Source organism: Candidatus Binatota bacterium (assembly GCA_012960245.1).
Taxonomy (GTDB): domain Bacteria; phylum Desulfobacterota; class Binatia; order UBA1149; family UBA1149; genus UBA1149.
In genome coordinates this window covers 51,059-68,833 of record DUBO01000042.1, presented here as the reverse complement: position 1 = coordinate 68,833, position 17,775 = coordinate 51,059, and the positions used below count along the sequence as shown (strand labels likewise).

The following is a 17,775-nucleotide window of genomic DNA, read 5'->3' as shown; positions in this document are numbered from 1 at the left end:
GCGGCCGGGTCACGAAACAGGACCCGTGTCAGCCAAGCAACCGTTCAGCTATCCCTTTCTGCAAGGCCAGGCAATTCGTGGCAGGCCGCGTCATGCCCCCCCCCGCCCCCGGGAAACAGACCCACCCCCACATGAGTAACATACGCTTGCCCACCCAGTCGAGGTTCCCCTCACGCAAACCGCATAGAGTGTGCTCAAGGAAAGCCCCCAAGCAGGGGGCATAACGGGAATAATCAGCAGATAAACGGCCACACACTCGAGAATCCGTCGTACACTGCGGCAACTGTCATGGGGGTCATGAGTTACGAGTCGCCATCGCGTAGACAGCAAATCAAGCGCGACGGGGGCAAGGGGATGAGAGGAATGTTCAATACCATACAGTTCAAGACCATACAGTCTGCTACTAAAATATCTGTGACGGGAGGCCGTTCTTTTTGCGTCGCCGTCGCGTTTGTTGTTGCGGGAGTAATAGCTGCTCCAGTATCAGTCTATGCCCAGGCCCAGGAGCCCACGGCCAGGGCCGGCTGCGTGGTTGGTGATCCGGATGACTACGTGGCTCTTAAAAGCTTTTCGCCTGAACTCAACGAGTTTGGATACCCGGCCTACTACATTGACCAGAACAACCTGGGCCTGGATCTCTGCGATGAAACTACCGACATAGATCCGCTTTGCGGCAACCCCCCGTTCGGAGATCCGTTGGGCGAGGGGCTTCCCTTGGACCTTGCCCCGGCTATCGACAACGGCAACTTCTGGCACGAGACCTTCTACTCGCTCGCCAACACCAATATGACGTGGGGAACCGGAGCAGACTCTGGTAATGCCCTGCTGGTGCTCGCAGTAGAGGGTGTATGGGACAACGCGGCCGAGGCCATCCTCGACGGCGACCAGCTGGTTTTCAGCCGCATCCGCGCCCGGGTTTCCCTGCCCAACGACGCGGCCTGTGCCGGCACCTACACGATAACCCACCCCTATGGTACCGATACTTTAGAAGTAACCGCAGCCGATATCGCGATTACCGCCGGGACCCGGGCCATCAACATGACCGACGACTGCCTGCACGGGGTCATTGATGGCGTGATCACTCCTAACTGCGGCGTACTGCCAGGACCCGGTATCGTGGGTGGCGACCAGTTCAGCAACATTATAGACCCCACTCGCTCGCGCATAAGTCACTATCTCCAGTGGGATGTGGACGCTCCCCCTGGCTACATTGGCGACCCGCTTGTTCCCCACGCGGTAACGGGTAGCCCGTGCAACACAAACTTTTACCGGATCGAAGGCCCCTGTGCCGGCGACATTGATCCCAGTACCGGGCTACATTCCGGCACGGTGGAAACTTCCCTTTTCAGCGTGCAAGGACGCAGTGCCCAGTTGTGTGGCGACGGTATTCTTGACGAGTCGGTAGGAGAGGAGTGCGACGACGGCAACACCGTTGACGGCGATTGCTGCTCGTCAACCTGCCAGAACTCAGGTCCGGCCGCCATAGGCCCGGCTGCTTGCGCTGAAGGCGGGGCACAAGACGACGCCAACGTCTGCACGACCAATAGCTGCACGGATGTTGACGGGTGTGTATTCACCGACATTTCCGCCACCTGCGACGATCTCAACGGCTGTACCAACGACAGCTGCGACGTTACGCTGGGTTGCCTCAACGACGCGAATACGGATCCGTGTGACGACGGCAACGCCTGCACGCAGACCGATACCTGCGCCAACAGCGAATGCGTCGGAGCGAACCCCGTCATCTGCACAGCGTTCAACGACTGCCACGAAGTGGGCACCTGCGATACGGCTTCCGGAATATGCAGCGACCCGTTCAGTATCGTGGACAAGGCCTGCGGCAACGGTGGCGACACCGAGTGCACCAATCCCGATACCTGTGACGGTGCCGGTAGTTGCCTGGCCAACGACGCTGCCGGTGGCACCTCCTGCGGCGACGCGGGTAGCGAATGCGTCGTGCAGGATACCTGCGACGGCGGCGGCAGCTGCTCAGACAACGGTTTCGTGGCCGCTGACTCTGCATGTGGAAACAGCAGCGACTCCGAGTGTACCAACCCGGATACCTGCAACGGTGCGGGCAGTTGCCTGGACAACCACGAGGCGGCGATCGTTACCTGCGGAGACACCGGCACCGAGTGCACCAACCAGGACTTCTGTGACGGCGGTGGATCGTGTACAGACAACGGCTTTGTTGCAGTTGACACCTCCTGTGGTGCCGCCAGTGACACCGAGTGCACCAACCCCGATACCTGCAATGGTGCGGGCAGTTGCCTGGATAACCACGAGGCTGTGAACACAACCTGTGGTGATGCCGGGACCGAGTGTACCAACCAGGACCGATGTGACGGCGGTGGATCGTGCACCGACAACGGCTTTGTTGCAGCCGACATCGCCTGCGGTCACGTCAGTGACACCGAGTGTACCGACCCCGATACCTGCAACGGTGCGGGTAGTTGCGTGGACAACCACGAGGACAGTGGGATTCATTGTGGTGACGCCGGGACCGAGTGCACCAACCAGGATATGTGCGATGGCATCGGCGCGTGCACAGACAACGGTTTTGTTGCAGCCGACACCGCCTGCGGTGACGGCAGTGACACCGAGTGCACCAATGCCGACACCTGCGATGGTTCGGGTGCCTGCCAGGATAACCACGAAACGGCCGGCACAGTGTCGGCCACGCAGTGCGACGACGTCAATGACTGCACTGACAACGAGTGCAACGGGTCAGGCGGTTGCCAGAACCCCAACCTGGCGGTGGGCGCTACTTGCGGTGATCCAGCCGACACCGATTGCACCAATGCCGACACCTGCGATGGTTCGGGTGCCTGCCAGGATAACGACGAAACGGCCGGCACAGTGTCGGCCACGCAGTGCGACGACGTCAACGACTGCACTGACAACGAGTGCAACGGGTCAGGCGGTTGCCAGAACCCCGACCTGGCGGTGGGCACTACTTGCGGCGATCCAGCCGACACCGAGTGCACCAATGCCGACACCTGCGATGGTTCGGGTGCCTGCCAGGACAACCACGAGGACAGCGCGTTCCTGTGTGGTGACGATGGAACCGAATGCATCGTGCAGGATGCCTGTGACGGCGGCGGATCGTGTACCGACAACGGTTTTGTGGCCGCGGACTCCGCGTGTGGAGACGGCAGTGACACCGAGTGCACCAATGCCGATACCTGCGATGGTTCGGGTGCCTGCCAGCCAAACGACGCTTCGGACGGCATCGCTTGCGGTGACAACGGAACCGAGTGCATCAACCAGGATACCTGCGGTGCGGGATCGTGCACCGATAACGGGTTCTTGGCGAGCGGCTCCAGCTGCAGCTCGGACGGAAACGAGTGCACGGACGACGAATGCGACGGTGGAGGCACTTGCTCGCATCCGAACAACGCAAATTCCTGCGAGGATGGCGACCCCGCGACGTGGGCCGACCAGTGTTCGGCCGGAAGTTGCGAAAGCGGTTTCTTCGCCTGCCCGATGTTCCCTCTCGATGGCTGCCGCGCTCCAGCCTTTCCGGGTAAGTCGTCAATTTACCTGCGCACGACCAGCGGCGGTGCTAAGGATATGCTGAAATGGAAATGGAAAGCCGGAGCTGCCACATCGCTCGCCGATTACGGCGACCCGGTAAACAGCGACGAAATATCCCTTTGCCTGTACGACGAGGACAACGACGTACCCACACTCGTCGTGGAGCAGGTCATCGAGCCCGGTGGTACATGTGGAGGCAAGGCTTGCTGGAAAGGCTCAGCTCGCATGTACAAATACAACAGCAAGGGCGTGGCCACGTCTCACGGAGTGGGCAACCTGAAGCTGAAAACAGGCGGGGATGGCAAGGCGTTCATAGCAGCCAAGGGTAAAGGCGTGGGCATAGCGCTTCCCGCCGCGGCCCTCCAGGCTGACAGCCACATTACCATGCAGCTCGTCAGCGAACCGGGCGGATGCTGGGAGACCGTGTTCGACGCATCCAGCGTAACCATCAAAAATGGGAAGCTGAAAGCAAAGTAGCCAACGGCAGACCCGCTCCGGTGTTTTTCCACACCGGAGCGGGTTGATCGCCGCTGCTTTTCCGGTCAGGCCAGCTGAACTTCTTCGGCCAGCTTGCGTCCCAGGATGTCGGTGGCTTGCTCTACCATCTCATCCACGATTTCAGCCGCCGGTTTTATATCATCTATGAGTCCGCAGACCTGGCCGGCGAACGGACCGATGTATTCCTGCCTGCCAGCGGCGTTGAACATGTCTACGAGCGCCGACGAGAGCAGCACCTGCACCGGAAAGGGCAAGGGCTCGAGCCCTGATTTTTCCCACAGGTCGTGGACGCCGTTGTAAGTGGCCCGGGATGTCTTGCCCGTGTAGAAATGGCCACGCCGCGTCTGCTCGTCGCCGGCGTCGACTATAGCCTGCTTCTGGTTGGCCAGCGCGCCGCCCTCGGTGGATGCGAGAAATCGTGTGCCCACCCAGACCCCGACGCAACCCATGGCCAGCGCAGCCGCCAGCCCGCGGCCGTCGCCCACCCCACCGGCAGCCAATACCGGCGTGGGTGCAGCCGCGTCGATAGCCTGCGGCCACAAGGCAAAAGAACCCACTCGCCCGGTATGCCCGCCGCCCTCGTGGCCCTGGGCCACCACCAGGTCCGCGCCCGAGGCAGCAATTCGGCCGGCGTTTTTAGCGTTGCCCGAGATGCCGAGCACCTTCATCCCGGCAGCGTGGGCGTCCTCGACCATGAAACCGGGATCGCCGAGGCCCGAACAGAACAGCGGCACGTTTTCCTCCAGGCACACGGCTATGGCCGCCCGCGGGCGCGTGACCGTGGTGTTGCCGGTCATCGTAGTGTTGGTATCGGGGAGGTCGAACTCCTCCTTCATCTTCATCAACCAATCGTAATGGGCCTTGGGCAGTGCCTTTACTACCTCGTTCAGCGGGCGCTGGTCTTCCTCGGTTTCGGGCCTGTCCCCCGCGCTCACTATCTGCCCGGGCAGGAGCAGGTCAACGCCGAACGGCCGGTCGGTGAGCTTGTGGATTTTGCGTATGGCCTGGCGCAAGCCGTCTACCGAAAAGCCAGCGCCGCCCAGAACACCAAGGCCGCCCGCCTCGGAGACGGCCACCACCAGTTCTACAGGCGCACCCGTGCGTTCACCGATCAGACTCGGACCCATGCCGGCGCTCAGTATCGGGTAGTCGATGCCCAGCATGTCGCAGAGCCGTGTTCGCAGTACTTTCTTCACGTAAGTTCTCCAGTTCCCGGGCTGTCTTGACTACTCGGCGAGACGGGCGATGGCGCGAATTTCGACCAGCGCACCGGGAAAGGCCAGTGCGGAGACCCCGATCGCGGTCCACGCCGGGTAAGGCTCGGCCACGAAGCGATCCTTGGCCTGCATAAACGCGGGCAGGTGATCGGCCATGTCAACGTGGTAGGTGGTCATCTCGATCAGGTCGGCCATTGCCACGCCGGCCTCCGCGAGCAGCGTGGCCAGGTTTTCAAAGGCTTGGACAAACTGTTCGCCGGGGTCCGCCGATAAGACGTCGCCCGGGCCCACCCCGAGTTGTCCCGAGCAGTAGAGCCTGCCGCCATCCTTGACCGCGGGCGCAAAGTGAAAGCCGTCATAGTGCGACTGCATGGAGGCCGGGATTACTCTCTCGCTCATCTTGATCTCCTCGAGGGGCCAGCGGCAAGGCCGACAGGAGAAACTAGCCGCGCTCGGCGGTTGTGCCAATAGCGCTGCGGGTTGGCCATGAACTTCCCCCGCCCGGCAACGGGTTTTAGGCCAGGCCCCGGGCCTCGAACGGCAGGGTCTTGAAGCGGCGCACGTAGTTGCCCTCGGCGTAACGGCCAGCGGCCGCGTCAACGCTGAAGTCGGGGCAACGCACGAGTAGTTCTTCCAGGGCGACCCTGCCCATGAGCCTGGCCGCAGCAGCACCGATGCAGTGGTGCTGCCCGTAACCCAGCGCCAGGTGACGAGCGACGCTCCGACGGGGGTCGCAGTGGTCGACGTCGTCGCCGAACTCGCGCTCATCTCGATTTGCCGAGGCGTAGAGCAACATCACTTTCCTGCCCTCCGGTATCGTACGTCCACACAGCTGCACGTCACGGGTAGTCGTGCGAGCCAGGCCCTGCACCGGGCTGGTCAAGCGCAGGAACTCCTCAACCGCGGCCGGCAGACCCGAGGGGTCGGCCGCCAGCGCCCGCCGCTGCTCGGGGCTGGCGGTGAGCAGCTCGGCGGCACCCGCCATCAGGCCCGTGCTGGTGTCGTTGCCGCCGGCCACCATCGTGAAGCCAAAGCCCAGTATGACCGCCATCGACAGTGGCTCGCCGTTGACCTCGGCCGTTACCAGGGCAGAGAACAGGTCATCCCCCGGGTCAGCGCGGCGTCGCTCGATGAGCTCGCTGAAGAGCAGGAACATTTCTCCCACCGCGTCCCTCGCCCGGTCTAACTCGCCCTCAGCGTTGGCCGCCACTATGGCCTCGGACCAATCGTCGAAGCGTTCGCGCACCGACTCGGGTACCCCGAGAAAATGACCCACGACCCGGCTGGGAATGGGCTTGAACAGCTCGGCGACGATGTCACCACTGCCCATCTCGCGAAGTTTTTCGATGCGCTCCACGGCCAGGACACGCACCAGTTTCTCGATGAGCCTCACCTTGGCCGGGGTGAACTGTTTTACGCCGAGCTTTCGCACCGCGTTGTGGGCGGGAGGATCCATCATCACGATGGGCGCCTCCAGGCCCAGCTCTTTCATCTCGCTGTAATCGACAGTCAGTCCGCTGGCCGAAGAGAAAGTGGCCGCGTCTGTAACTGCGCCGAACACCTCGGCAAAACGCGAAAGCACCCAGTAGTCGCCCTCCTCGACCAGGTGCACAGGGTCGTGCTCTCGCAGCGCGCGGTACATGGGGAAGGGATCCCGCCAGCCCTCGCCGCTGCGAAGCTCAAAGTGCGCCACCTGCTGTACCTCGGAATTGCCCTGCTTATTCATTATCGGCCCTCCCTCGCCCCGCCAGCCAAGACATACTGCATCGACGGGGCGGCGACAAGAACCCGCTGTAAGCGCTTTCTCTCAACCACGGTTGTGGGCTATAAGATGCGGCTGCCCGCCCCGACGGCGGGACTCCTGGAGGAAACGAACACATGCACGGTGGCAAACTGGTAGCGAAGGCGCTGAAACAGGCGGGGGTCGAAGTGGTCTTCACGCTTTCGGGCGGACACGTGATGGCGATCTACGATGGTTGCCTCGACGAGGGGATAAAAGTTGTCGACGTGAGACACGAACAGGCCGCCGTCCACGCGGCCGACGCCTGGGCCCGACTGAACCCCGGCAAGGTGGGCGTGGCCATACTCACCGCGGGGCCCGGCGCCACCGACGGCGTTACCGGGCTGGCCAACGCCTGGCGGGCCAACTCGCCCATCCTTGTTTTTGGCGGCCAGGGACCGCTGGCCAACCTGCGCAAGGGCTCGCTGCAGGAAATGGATCACATCTCGGTCATGCGACCTATAAGCAAGTGGGCCGAGGCATGCTACGCCACTGACCGCCTGGGCGAGTACGTGGAAGAAGCCATACGCCACGCGTTGTCGGGCAACCCCGGCCCGGCTTACATTGAAATCCCCATGGACGTACTGGGTGGACCGGTAGACCTCGACACCGCCTACTGCCCCGCGCCGCTGCCCACGCCGCAGGTCAGGCCGGCCCGAGAGTCGGTGCGCGAGGCCGTAACGATGCTGGCGGCTTCAAAGCAGCCCATGATAATGGTCGGCACTGGCGTCAAGTGGTCCAACGGCCGCGAGTCGCTGGGCCGCTTTCTCGACGCCGTTAAGATGCCCGCCTTCTGCAACGGCATGGGCCGCGGGCAGGTCGACCACGACTCTCCCTGGTTCTTCAACCGCACGCGTCGCGACTACCTCGAGCAGACCGACTGCGTGGTACTGGCCGGTTCGCTGCTGGACTTCCGCATGCGCTTCGGCGCCTCGATCCCGGCCACGGCAAAAATCATACAACTCGATCTCGACGCCGTGCAGATCGGCCAGAACCGCCGGGCCGACATTGGCCTGGTGGGCAACCTCGGGCTAACCCTGCAGACCATGCTCGAGGTCATGCAGGAAGACAATGTCAGCATGGACTGGTCAGGCGTCGTGGAGACCTGGCGCGCGAAAGAGGACGAGGCCGAAGAAACCATGCGCGCTCGGCTCAACTCCGACGAGGTGCCGATCGACCCGCAACGCTTGTGCCGCGAGATAGCCGACTTCGTGGACGACGACACCATAGTGATCGGCGACGGCGGCGACATAGTGGCGCAGGCGGCCAAGGTCATAAAGGTGCCCAAAAACGGCGCGTGGATGGACCCGGGCCCGCTGGGCACGCTGGGCGTGGGCATGCCGTTTGCGCTGGCCGCGCAGCTAGCCCATCCCGACAAGCGCGTGCTCATCGTCTACGGCGACGGAAGTTTCGGGCTGAACGGTTTCGAGTTCGACACGGCCGTGCGGTTTGGACTCCCCATCGTCGGCATCATCGGCAACGACCAGGCCTGGGGGCAGATGCTCAGGCCCCAGGCCGGCCTGTTCGGCGAGGATCGGCTGGTGGCCACCGAGCTGGCGGCCACCCGCTACGACAAGGTCGTCGAGGCCCTGGGCGGCCACGGCGAGCTTGTGACCGAACCCGACCAGATCCGACCGGCCCTTGAGCGGGCCTACGCCAGTGGTAAGCCGGCTTGCGTGAATGTCATGATGCGCCAGGACCGCGAGTTCTCCGGTGGTATCTATGTCTGATCAGCACGGGCGCTGAGCCTGCCCTGGGCAGGACGATGATTAAGCGTTAGCCAATCAGCTTCTCTAAAACACCGTTTTTCTTTCTGCCACGCAATAACGCGCTGCGAACCCTTACGCTATAGGCCTTTTCGCAGGTATGCGTCGGCTATTGACAGGGCATTACCAAAGGGATTGAATTGCCGTTCACAAATGAAGACCAGTTCAATAAGTGCAAGTGCGGCTGTGAGCCGTGTACAGAAACGCCGCGAGAATGCCCGTCAGCGGGTACTGGAGGCGGCTACAGCCCTGTTTGCGAGCAAAGGTTTCGCCGAAACATCGATCGCCTCGATAGCCGGTGAGGCCGACGTCTCGGTGGGCGGCTTCTACAATCTCTTCGAAAACAAGGAAACCCTGTACCGCGACCTGATCATCAACCGCACGCAGTATTTCTACGAACGCCTCAGGCAGGCCCGCGACTCGGGCGGCAACCCGGCCGAGCGCATGGAAAAAATGATAGTCGAGAAACTCGCGCTCTTTCAACAGGAAGCCGACACCATCCACGTGCACTTGAGCGTCAATCCGGGAGCGCGTATGTCGCTGGTCTCGAGTTTTCCGGAACAAGCCCGACTGACCTTTGAGCAGGGCATGGCCGAAACATCCGCTGTCATAAGCGAAGGCATACGCGACGGCTTGTTCGCGCCCCAGGACGCGTCCCGCGCTGCGGCTGCCTTGGAAGCGGTAAGCACCAACCTTTACCTTGCCCACCTCGAAGATCCTGCTGCCAATCCAGCTGCCCAGGTCCTGGCCGATGCCCAGCGCTACGCCGCCGCCATGCTCAGGGCAGAAAATTCACCGCGCAAATCACCAGGACACAGCAAAGACAGGGAGACAGCAGGATGAAGAAGACACGGATGTCAACAAGAACGCTGGGAGTACTTGCAGCGTCGACGTTAGCGGCCTCAATTTTTGCTGCGACACCAGCCGAAGCGGCCGAGATGACGGCAAAACAAACAGCCAAGGCTTCGGACGAGGCCAGGCGCTCAAAAACCGAGCACCAGGTCATGACGATGACGCTTACCAACAAGCGCGGTCAGTCTCGCGTGCGCACTATCGAGGGCTGGTCAAAGGAGCTGAGTGACGTCGAGGAACACCGTTTTTCGCGATTCCTCAAGCCCTCGGACGTGCGCAACACCACCCTGCTGAGCTACGACTACAACGACGAACGCGACGACGACACCTGGCTGTACCTGCCCGCTCTCAAGAAAATAAAGCGCATCCTTTCGTCGAACAAGAAAGATTACTTCATGGGCTCGGACTTCACCTACGAGGACATGGAAAACATCGACATCGTAAACTGGAACTACAGCTTCGCAGAGCCGGAGACCTTTGCCGGCGAGCCCTGCTGGGTAGTGGAGGCGGTGCCCGCCAATGAAAAGGAAGCCGGTGAGACCAGCTACTCAAAGACCGTCAGCTGGATAGCCAAGAGCGACATGCTCAGCCGCAAGGGCGAGTACTGGGACAAAAAGGGGCGCTTGGCGAAGCGACTGCTGGTAGAAGACATTCACCCCACCTCTGACAGCGACCCCCGCCCGCGCGGACACCGCATGATCATGAGCAACCTCATCACCGGCCACAATACCGTGCTGGACATGACGACGCTGGAGCTCGACGTCGAGGTGAAGCCATCGCTGTTCAGCCAGAGAAGTCTCAGGCAGTGAAACGGCGACCCACAGTTGCCGGTCTATTGGCCCGCGCCGCGTTGCTGGTGGCGTCCTGTGCACTCGCCCTGCCGCTGACCGCGACAACCGCCGGCGCCTCCCCGGTGGTAACCGGCGTAAAATCGTCTACCAGTGCGACTCGAACCCGGGTGGTATTAGACCTTGACGGCCCGGTTTCCTTTAAATGGGGGCAACTGCGCGCCGACCCTTCGCTGGGCCGACCCTCGAGGGTCTGGGTAGATCTATACGGGATAACAAACGGCGGTGGCATCGAGACTGCCTTGGTATCCAACGACACCCGCGTGCTCAGGATGAGGGCTTCGCAGAATCGAACCGACAAGGCTCGAATCGTTTTTGATCTCAGGGCCCCAGTGCGCCCGACTGTTTTTACCCTGCCCCCCGACGGCGACAGGCCCGACCGATTGGTGGTAGACCTGCTCGACGGCGCGGTGGTGATACGGGAAAAAGCTGTCACCTCACCGCCTCTCGCGGTAACAGCCATCGCCGAGGACCCCGCTACCGCCCGGCAGGTGCGACAGCGTGCGGCGGTCGTTGCAGACATGGAGGCCATGCTCGAGCAGGCCTCCACGAGCGCGACACCCGCCGCTCCCGGCAAACAGCTGCCTGCAGCCACGACCATCGAGGCCGCCCCCTCCCGGGCCACCCCGACGCCAGCACCCGCGACAAAAAAGAAAATTTCCCCCATCGACCTGGACTTCAGCACCCTCGGCTACTTGCAGGAATCAGTGGCCCCCAGCCTCGACGACCCCGACGAGCTGTTGTTCCATCGACAAACGCTGCACATGGAACTCGAAGGTTACACCGGAGGCGGCCACATGCTGCGGCTGGCGGCTGACGTCTACCGTGACGACGCCTCCTTCCAGGACGAATCGACGGTAAAATCGCGCCTGCGCGAGGCTTACCTCAGGCTGCGCTTTGACAAGGTAGACCTTCGCCTGGGTCGCCAGCAGATCGCCTGGGGAGAAGCCGACGGCGCGATAGTGTCGGACCAGGTTTCGCCCTTTGACCTCACCAACTTCATCGTCCCCGAGTTCGACGAGATACGGCTGGGCGTGGACGGAGTAACCCTGGACTACTACTTCGATGATGGCAGCGACCTGCAGCTGCTGTGGCTCGGGCGTTTCACCAGCCCCGACTTCCCCGACCTTGGCTCGCCCTGGTCCTTCGTGGACCCCGACGCGCTGGGAGGGCTGGCGCTGTTGCCAGCCGAGAGGCCAGCCGCGAGCTTCGCGAACTCTGAGTTTGGCCTGCGCTACAGCCGTCACCCGCTGGCGGCCGACTGGTCGATCGGCTACCTCAGGAGCTGGGACGACCGTCCTTCGCTGGCAGTGGACCCTCTCTCGGGCACGGCGACCCCGCGCCACGAACAGTTTGACCTGCTGACCTTCAACGTGGTGCACCCGAGAGGAAACCTCCTCTACCGGCTGGACGCGGCCTTCGAAAACAACAGGATGTTCTCGGTCTCACCGCTGGCCGCGCCCGAAACCGCCGGCCGCGGTTTCCGCGCCCGCCAGGACGTGGCCCGCGTGCTGCTGGCGCTCGACACCAAGCCTGACTTCGACTGGTGGGAACAGGCCGACGCAAGCCTGCAGCTGGTGCACGAACAGATCATCGACCCTCACTCCGCGCTGCTCCACCCGCGAGAGACCGACTACGTGGGGCTACGCCTTTCGGGAGCCTGGATGGCCGAAACGATCAAGCCGTGGCTGTTTACGATGGTCAATGTCAGGGGCAACGACGCCTGGCTGCAGGCCAAGGTCGACTACCAACCCATGGACAACTGGAAGTTCTCGGCCGAGTACGACGCATTCTTCGGCCATGCCTACAACCCGATGGCGCGCACTGGTGGAACCTTTGGCCGCTTTGATCGCAACGACATGCTGCTGTTCACCGTACGGCGCAGTTTCTGAGAAACCGTTTTCAGCTAGAGAAAAAACACTGTATCACCGCTTCACAAACCTTGTCCTCTCGCGCCCCCTGCCAATCCTGCTGGCCACCTTGCTGCTTACCGGCTGGTTCGCCTGGCAGTTGCCATCGATCAGAACGGACAGCGACGCGCGTTCCTACCTGGGCAAGGACGACCCGGTCGGCCAAGCGCTTGACCGCATGGAAGATATCTTCGGTGAGCAGGACCTGTTCATGATCCTGGTCCTTCGCCGTGACCACCGCGACGGCATCTACAATCCATCCTCGCTGGCTCTCATCCGCGAAATGGGCGAGTGGCTCGAGCAGCAGGACGAGTTCGAAACCTCCTTGCCCTCGGACCTCAGGTCGCTGGCCACCGTAAACAACATCGTCGGCAGTGACAGCGGATTGCTCGTGCTCCCCTTCATGGACGAGATCCCCGCCAACCGGGATCAGTCGCTGGCACTTCGCGGGGCGCTCGACGCCGACCCGGTTTACAGCGGGTCGTTGGTGTCTGCCGATGGCAAGGGTGCCACCATCATGGTCAGGCGATCAGCGGCGGGGAACCTTAACCGACAGGGCGCCTCCAGGAAACTGGAAGCCTACGTCAACAAGTTGTCTGCCGATGGCCGCCCCGAGACCTTCCACCTCGCGGGGAGACCTATCATTGAAGGCATCTTCGATGAAAACATGCGCAGCGACACGCGCAACATGCTGCCCGCGGTGATAGGCCTGATCGGCATAATGCTGTGGCTGACCTTTCGCAGCGTACGCGGGGTGCTACTGCCGTTTGCAGTCATACTGGGAACCGAGCTGTGGACCATGGGCGCGCTGGCGGCATTGGACCACCCCATCTACCCGATCACGACCATCCTGCCGGTGATCCTGGTGCCCATAGCGGTGGCCGATTCCATCCACCTTCTCAGCCGCTACTACGATGCCCAGGTCGAAAACCCGTCGCTCGACCGAGAGGCCGTCGTCCGCCTGACCATGCAGGAAATGGCTTCCCCGGTACTGCTGACATCGATCACCACGGCGGTTGGCTTCAGCGCCATGTCGGTCTCGAGGCTGATACCGATTTTTGAGTTCGGCCTGGCGGCGGCCGGTGGAATAATGGTAGCGCTGTTGCTCACCTTGGTACTGATGCCTGCCGTGCTGATGGTGTTGCCGCTGCAGCCCGGCCGCGGCCGCTCGAGAAACAGCTTGCTCGACCGCGGGTCGTGGCTGGTGCGACAGCTCACCGGATCGGCCGTGCTCGTGAATCGAAACCCCTGGGTCACGCTGGCCCTGTTCGCCCTGCTGTCGAGCGTGGGCGTGTTCGGTATCCGCCTGGTCACGGCCGACAGCTCCATGGTGAGCCAGTTTCCACCCGGCCACAGGGTAAGAGTCGCCAACAACGTAGCCGACCTCTACTTTGCCGGTGGAACTACCACCGACATACTGATCGACAGCGGTAGCGAAGGGGGCCTCAAGGATCCGGCCCTGCTCAAGGCCATGGCCTCGGTACAGGACGGGCTCGAAGAAATGGAGCTGGTGGGCGACAGCTTTTCGCTGGCCGACCTCGTGGCGCGAATGCACGCCGTCATGAACGGCCTGCCCAACGGTAGCCGGGAGATGCCGGCCGACAGAGAGCTAGTGGCCCAGTACCTGCTCTTGTACTCGATGTCGGGCAGCCCCGGAGACTTCGAAGACCTGGTAGACTACGACTACCGCTACGCCCGCCTGCGTACCTTCTTGCGCGACCCGGGCACTACAGCGGCCCGGCAGGTGCTCGAGCGCAGTGACGAACTGGTGTCGCTTCACTTTGCTGACCTGCCCAACGCCAGTGCCGTGGCAGCCGGCGGAGCACAGTTTACCACCACGCTGGAAGAAGCCATTATCTCGGGCCAGTTCATGACTGCGTCTATCTGCCTGCCGGTGCTCGTCGCGATTGGCTTCCTCGTGTTCAGGAGCCTTGTGATGGCGCTGCTGCTGGTGGCACCGGTGGCCTTCGCCGTCCTGCTCACTTACGGCGCGCTCGGCATTGCCGGCATCCCCACCGACTTTGGCATTGCCGTGCTGAGCGGGATCACACTGGGGATCGGCGTCGATTTCTCGGTGCACTACCTGCATCGCTACCGCGAGTTGCGAAACCGCGGCATGGAGCACGAAGGCGCCAGCGTTCTCACCGCCGCCACCGCCGGTCGCGCGCTGTTTTTTAACGCAGTGGTACTGGTCGGAGGCTTCCTCGTCCTGCTGGGAGCGCGCTTCTACCCGCAGGTAAAACTCGGCTTGTTGGTGACCACGACCATGGTGATCTGCTACGTCTACACCCTGTATCTCTTCCCGGCAGCGCTGGGACTTTTTGCAGCAGAGCAATCAAGCACCGGGAAGGGACCCTCGTGAAACGCGCCTGGCAACGCTACATCGATGCGGTCATCCGCAGGCCACTGGTGGCACTGCTCATCGCGCTGGCCGCCACCGCCTTCATGGCCGCCGGCCTTCCACGAGTCTACATAGACAGCGACGCGAGGCAGTTCCTCCCCGACAAGGACATAGCGCGCGACAACCTGGCGTACATCGAAGAAGTTTTCGGCGATGTAAGCCTGCACATGATCGCCGTGCTCAGGCCCGACCACCCCGACGGTGCCTTCAACCCCGAGACACTGGCGCTGGTGAGCCGCATCACCGACTGGCTGCAGGAACAGCCCGAATTTGAAACGGCCGTCAACTCGGATCTGAGGTCGCTGTCCACCGTAAACAATGTGCGCGGCACCGAGGAGGGCATGGAAGTGGAGCCCTTCATGGAGCTGGCTCCCGATGATCCCGAGGGAGCCCGGCGGCTGAGGCAAGCCATACGAGACAACGGTATGTTCGAAGGCACCCTCGCGGCTCTCGACGATAAGGGCACCCTGATAATGGTGCGCGAGTCCGAGCAGGGTCACGCCGACCAGGCCGGCTCCTACCTGAAGCTCAAGGCCTACGTCGACGGGCTCAGCGAGGCGGGCCATCCCGAACAGTTTTTTCTCGCCGGCCGCCCGGTGATCGAAGGAATCTTCTACATCGCCATCCCCGCCGAGGGCCGTCGCCTGATGCCCTTCGTACTTGCGGTGATCAGCCTGCTGGTACTCTTGTCATTTCGCACGCTTCGCTCGGTTGGTATCTGCCTCGCCGTTATAGCCGCGACCGAAATCTGGACCTTCGGATTCCTGGGTTGGTGGGGACACCCGATGTACACCATCAGTTCCATACTGCTGGTCGTTCTCGTACCCATAGCCGTTGCCGATTCGATACACCTGCTCAGTCGCTACTACGACGCGCAGGTCGAGTCACCCGACGCAGGGCGCGACGAGATCGTGCGCGTAACGATGATGGACATGGGTCCTCCCGTGCTGCTTACCTCGGTGACTACGGCGGTCGGTTTTCTGTCGACCTCGATGTCATCGATGGCGCCGCTACGCGACTTCGGTGTGCTCGCCGCGGTGGGGGTGACGGCGGCCTTCGTGCTTACGCTCCTGCTCATTCCTGCGCTGTTTGCCCTGTTGCCGCTGAAGGCACCGCGTTTGGGCACCCGCCGCAGCCTGTTTGACGACAACAACAGCAGCGTGCGCCTGTTCGCTGGCGTAGCGCGCGCGGCGTCGCGGAGAAGAAACTGGGTAGTGGCCGTTTTCGCAGCACTGGTAGTGGCTGGAATTTTTGGAGCCAGCAGGTTGACCGTGGACAGTTCGCGCATAGCCCAGTTTCCGCCGGGCCACGAAATCAGGGACGCCGACGACGCGGTCAACGCCCACTTCTCGGGAAGCACCATACTCGACGTTGTAATAGACGGCGGCTCGGTCGACGCCATCAAGGATCCCGCGCTACTCTCCGCCATGCTTGAAATGCAACGGCGAATGGACGAGCTGCCGCAGGTAGGTGGCTCCTTGTCACTGGCCGAACTGGTAGCCCGCATGAACCGCGTAATGCACGGCGATGACCCCCACAAGGCCGAGATACCCGGCTCGCGTGAGCTGGTGGCCCAGTACCTGCTGCTCTACTCCATGTCGGGTGATCCCGGCGATTTTGACGACATGGTGGACTACGACTACCGCCACGCCCGCATGCAGATGTTCATCAACCGCACCGGCACCGCCTGGGCAAAAGCTACTCTCGAACAGGCAAGGGACCTCTCCGAGGAACTGTTCAACGGTCCGGGGCTGCCGTCGGCAAAAATAGTATTCTCGGGTGACGCCATGACGAGTTCGCGAATGGAATTGCACGTCATAAACGACCAGATCCGAGCGCTGGCCATATGTCTGCCCCTGCTGACCTTGATCTGCTGGGCGGTGTTCGGACGGTTGCCGCTGGGAGTGCTTGCCGTGATGCCCGTTACTTTTGCCCTGCTGGCTGCCTACGGGAGCATGGGCTTTGCCGGGGTACCGGTCGATATACCCATAGTAATGCTCGGCGCCATGACGCTTGGAATAGGCATCGACTTCGCCATCCACTACCTCTACCGCTACCTGGGAGAGAGACGCGCTGGTGTCGCGCACGAACAAGCGGCCGTGATTACAGCGGTTACGGCCGGGCGCGCGTTGTTCTTCAACGCGGTGGTGCTCCTGGCAGGCTTCCTGGTTTTGCTCGCCGCCGATCTCTACCCGCAGATCAAGCTGGGCGCGCTCACCGCCATCACGGTCGCGGTATGTTACCTGGTGTCTATACTTCTGTTCCCGGCCACCCTTTCACGGCTGGTGCGTATTCCGGGCTCGGGTGGAACTGGTCAATCGAGCAAGGGCAGCAGGTAGGGCCACAGGGTCTCTGCCAGGCGACGATGCCCTTCGAGGTTGGGGTGCACGCCGTCGGCCACGTTGAGAGCCGGATCTCCAGCTACCCCAGCCATCAGGTCCACCAGCAGCGGAGCCGAGCTGAGACGGGCTACGTCTCGGTACACGGCTTCTGCCGCTCCCCCCGAACGCAGCTCAAACGGTGGAAACAGGGTCCCGGCTATCAGAACCCCGGAGCCCGCCGCCTGGAAACGCTCAACGATCTCGACAAGATTCTTCGTCCAGGCCTCCGACGGCACCCGTCGGAACACATCGTTGGCGCCCAGCTCAACAACTACCACCGCTGGCGGCTCCCGCAGGAACTCAGGCAGGCGCAACAGGGACCCGCCGGTGGTTATGCCGGAGACACCTGCGTTGACGCAGCGGTAGTCCAAACCTTCGCTGTTTATCCTTTCCTGCACCACCGCCGGAAACGCAGCGGCCTGGCCCACGCCGGTGCCAGCAGTGATGCTGTCGCCAAAAAACAGGACAACCGGGGCATCGGCCGAGGGCGCCTCACGGGCGGGCGCACCGTATTCATGGACAGTGCAGGAAGCCAGCAGCACGAGCAGCGTGGCCACGGTCCTGGCTGTCAGCAAAGCCACTGGC

General features: G+C 62.4%; 11 protein-coding genes. 7 read left to right on the top strand and 4 right to left on the bottom strand.

Going from position 1 to position 17,775, the window contains the following annotated elements; all coding sequences use genetic code 11:
* The first annotated feature begins 363 nt into the window (after positions 1–363).
* Positions 364–4,014 (top strand): hypothetical protein, encoded by a 3,651-nt coding sequence (locus EYQ35_07180; GenBank protein ID HIF63916.1) that lies wholly within the window; start codon positions 364–366, stop codon positions 4,012–4,014.
* A gap of 65 nt (positions 4,015–4,079) precedes the next feature.
* Here EYQ35_07180 and EYQ35_07175 read toward each other — a convergent pair whose 3' ends face one another.
* The 3 genes from EYQ35_07175 to EYQ35_07165 all read right to left on the bottom strand — a co-directional run bounded on the left by EYQ35_07175 (position 4,080) and on the right by EYQ35_07165 (position 6,894).
* The gene (locus tag EYQ35_07175) at positions 4,080–5,198 is read right to left on the bottom strand and encodes a nitronate monooxygenase (GenBank protein ID HIF63915.1); all 1,119 of its coding nucleotides are present in this window, start codon (positions 5,196–5,198) and stop codon (positions 4,080–4,082) included.
* A 63-nt stretch (positions 5,199–5,261) separates the two neighbouring features.
* Complete coding sequence (locus EYQ35_07170; protein HIF63914.1) at positions 5,262–5,651, bottom strand: RidA family protein; 390 nt, start codon at positions 5,649–5,651, stop codon at positions 5,262–5,264.
* Between the two features lie 115 nt (positions 5,652–5,766).
* The gene (locus EYQ35_07165; protein HIF63913.1) at positions 5,767–6,894 is read right to left on the bottom strand and encodes a cytochrome P450; all 1,128 of its coding nucleotides are present in this window, start codon (positions 6,892–6,894) and stop codon (positions 5,767–5,769) included.
* 236 nt (positions 6,895–7,130) lie between these two features.
* Here EYQ35_07165 and EYQ35_07160 point away from each other — a divergent pair, with 236 nt between their 5' ends.
* The 6 genes from EYQ35_07160 (at position 7,131) to EYQ35_07135 (ending at position 17,148) form a co-directional block, all read left to right on the top strand.
* On the top strand, positions 7,131–8,762 hold the full coding sequence (locus EYQ35_07160; GenBank protein ID HIF63912.1) for an acetolactate synthase: 1,632 nt from the start codon (positions 7,131–7,133) through the stop codon (positions 8,760–8,762).
* A 189-nt stretch (positions 8,763–8,951) separates the two neighbouring features.
* Positions 8,952–9,641 (top strand): TetR/AcrR family transcriptional regulator, encoded by a 690-nt coding sequence (locus tag EYQ35_07155; protein ID HIF63911.1) that lies wholly within the window; start codon positions 8,952–8,954, stop codon positions 9,639–9,641.
* Entirely contained in the window at positions 9,638–10,459 is an 822-nt protein-coding gene (locus EYQ35_07150; protein HIF63910.1) for an outer membrane lipoprotein-sorting protein, read from the top strand. Before EYQ35_07155 ends, EYQ35_07150 begins: the two co-directional genes overlap by 4 nt.
* The gene (locus tag EYQ35_07145; protein HIF63909.1) at positions 10,426–12,390 is read left to right on the top strand and encodes an AMIN domain-containing protein; all 1,965 of its coding nucleotides are present in this window, start codon (positions 10,426–10,428) and stop codon (positions 12,388–12,390) included. The genes EYQ35_07150 and EYQ35_07145 overlap by 34 nt, the downstream gene beginning before the upstream one ends.
* Positions 12,203–14,770: a hypothetical protein gene (locus tag EYQ35_07140; protein ID HIF63908.1), complete on the top strand. Its 2,568-nt coding sequence runs from the start codon at positions 12,203–12,205 to the stop codon at positions 14,768–14,770. The genes EYQ35_07145 and EYQ35_07140 overlap by 188 nt, the downstream gene beginning before the upstream one ends.
* Positions 14,767–17,148 carry a hypothetical protein gene (locus EYQ35_07135; GenBank protein ID HIF63907.1) on the top strand — a complete coding sequence of 794 codons (2,382 nt, stop codon included), beginning with the start codon at positions 14,767–14,769 and terminating at the stop codon, positions 17,146–17,148. The genes EYQ35_07140 and EYQ35_07135 overlap by 4 nt, the downstream gene beginning before the upstream one ends.
* Here EYQ35_07135 and EYQ35_07130 read toward each other — a convergent pair.
* On the bottom strand, positions 17,124–17,771 hold the full coding sequence (locus tag EYQ35_07130) for an arylesterase (GenBank protein ID HIF63906.1): 648 nt from the start codon (positions 17,769–17,771) through the stop codon (positions 17,124–17,126). The genes EYQ35_07135 and EYQ35_07130 overlap by 25 nt on opposite strands.
* Positions 17,772–17,775: the final 4 nt, after the last annotated feature.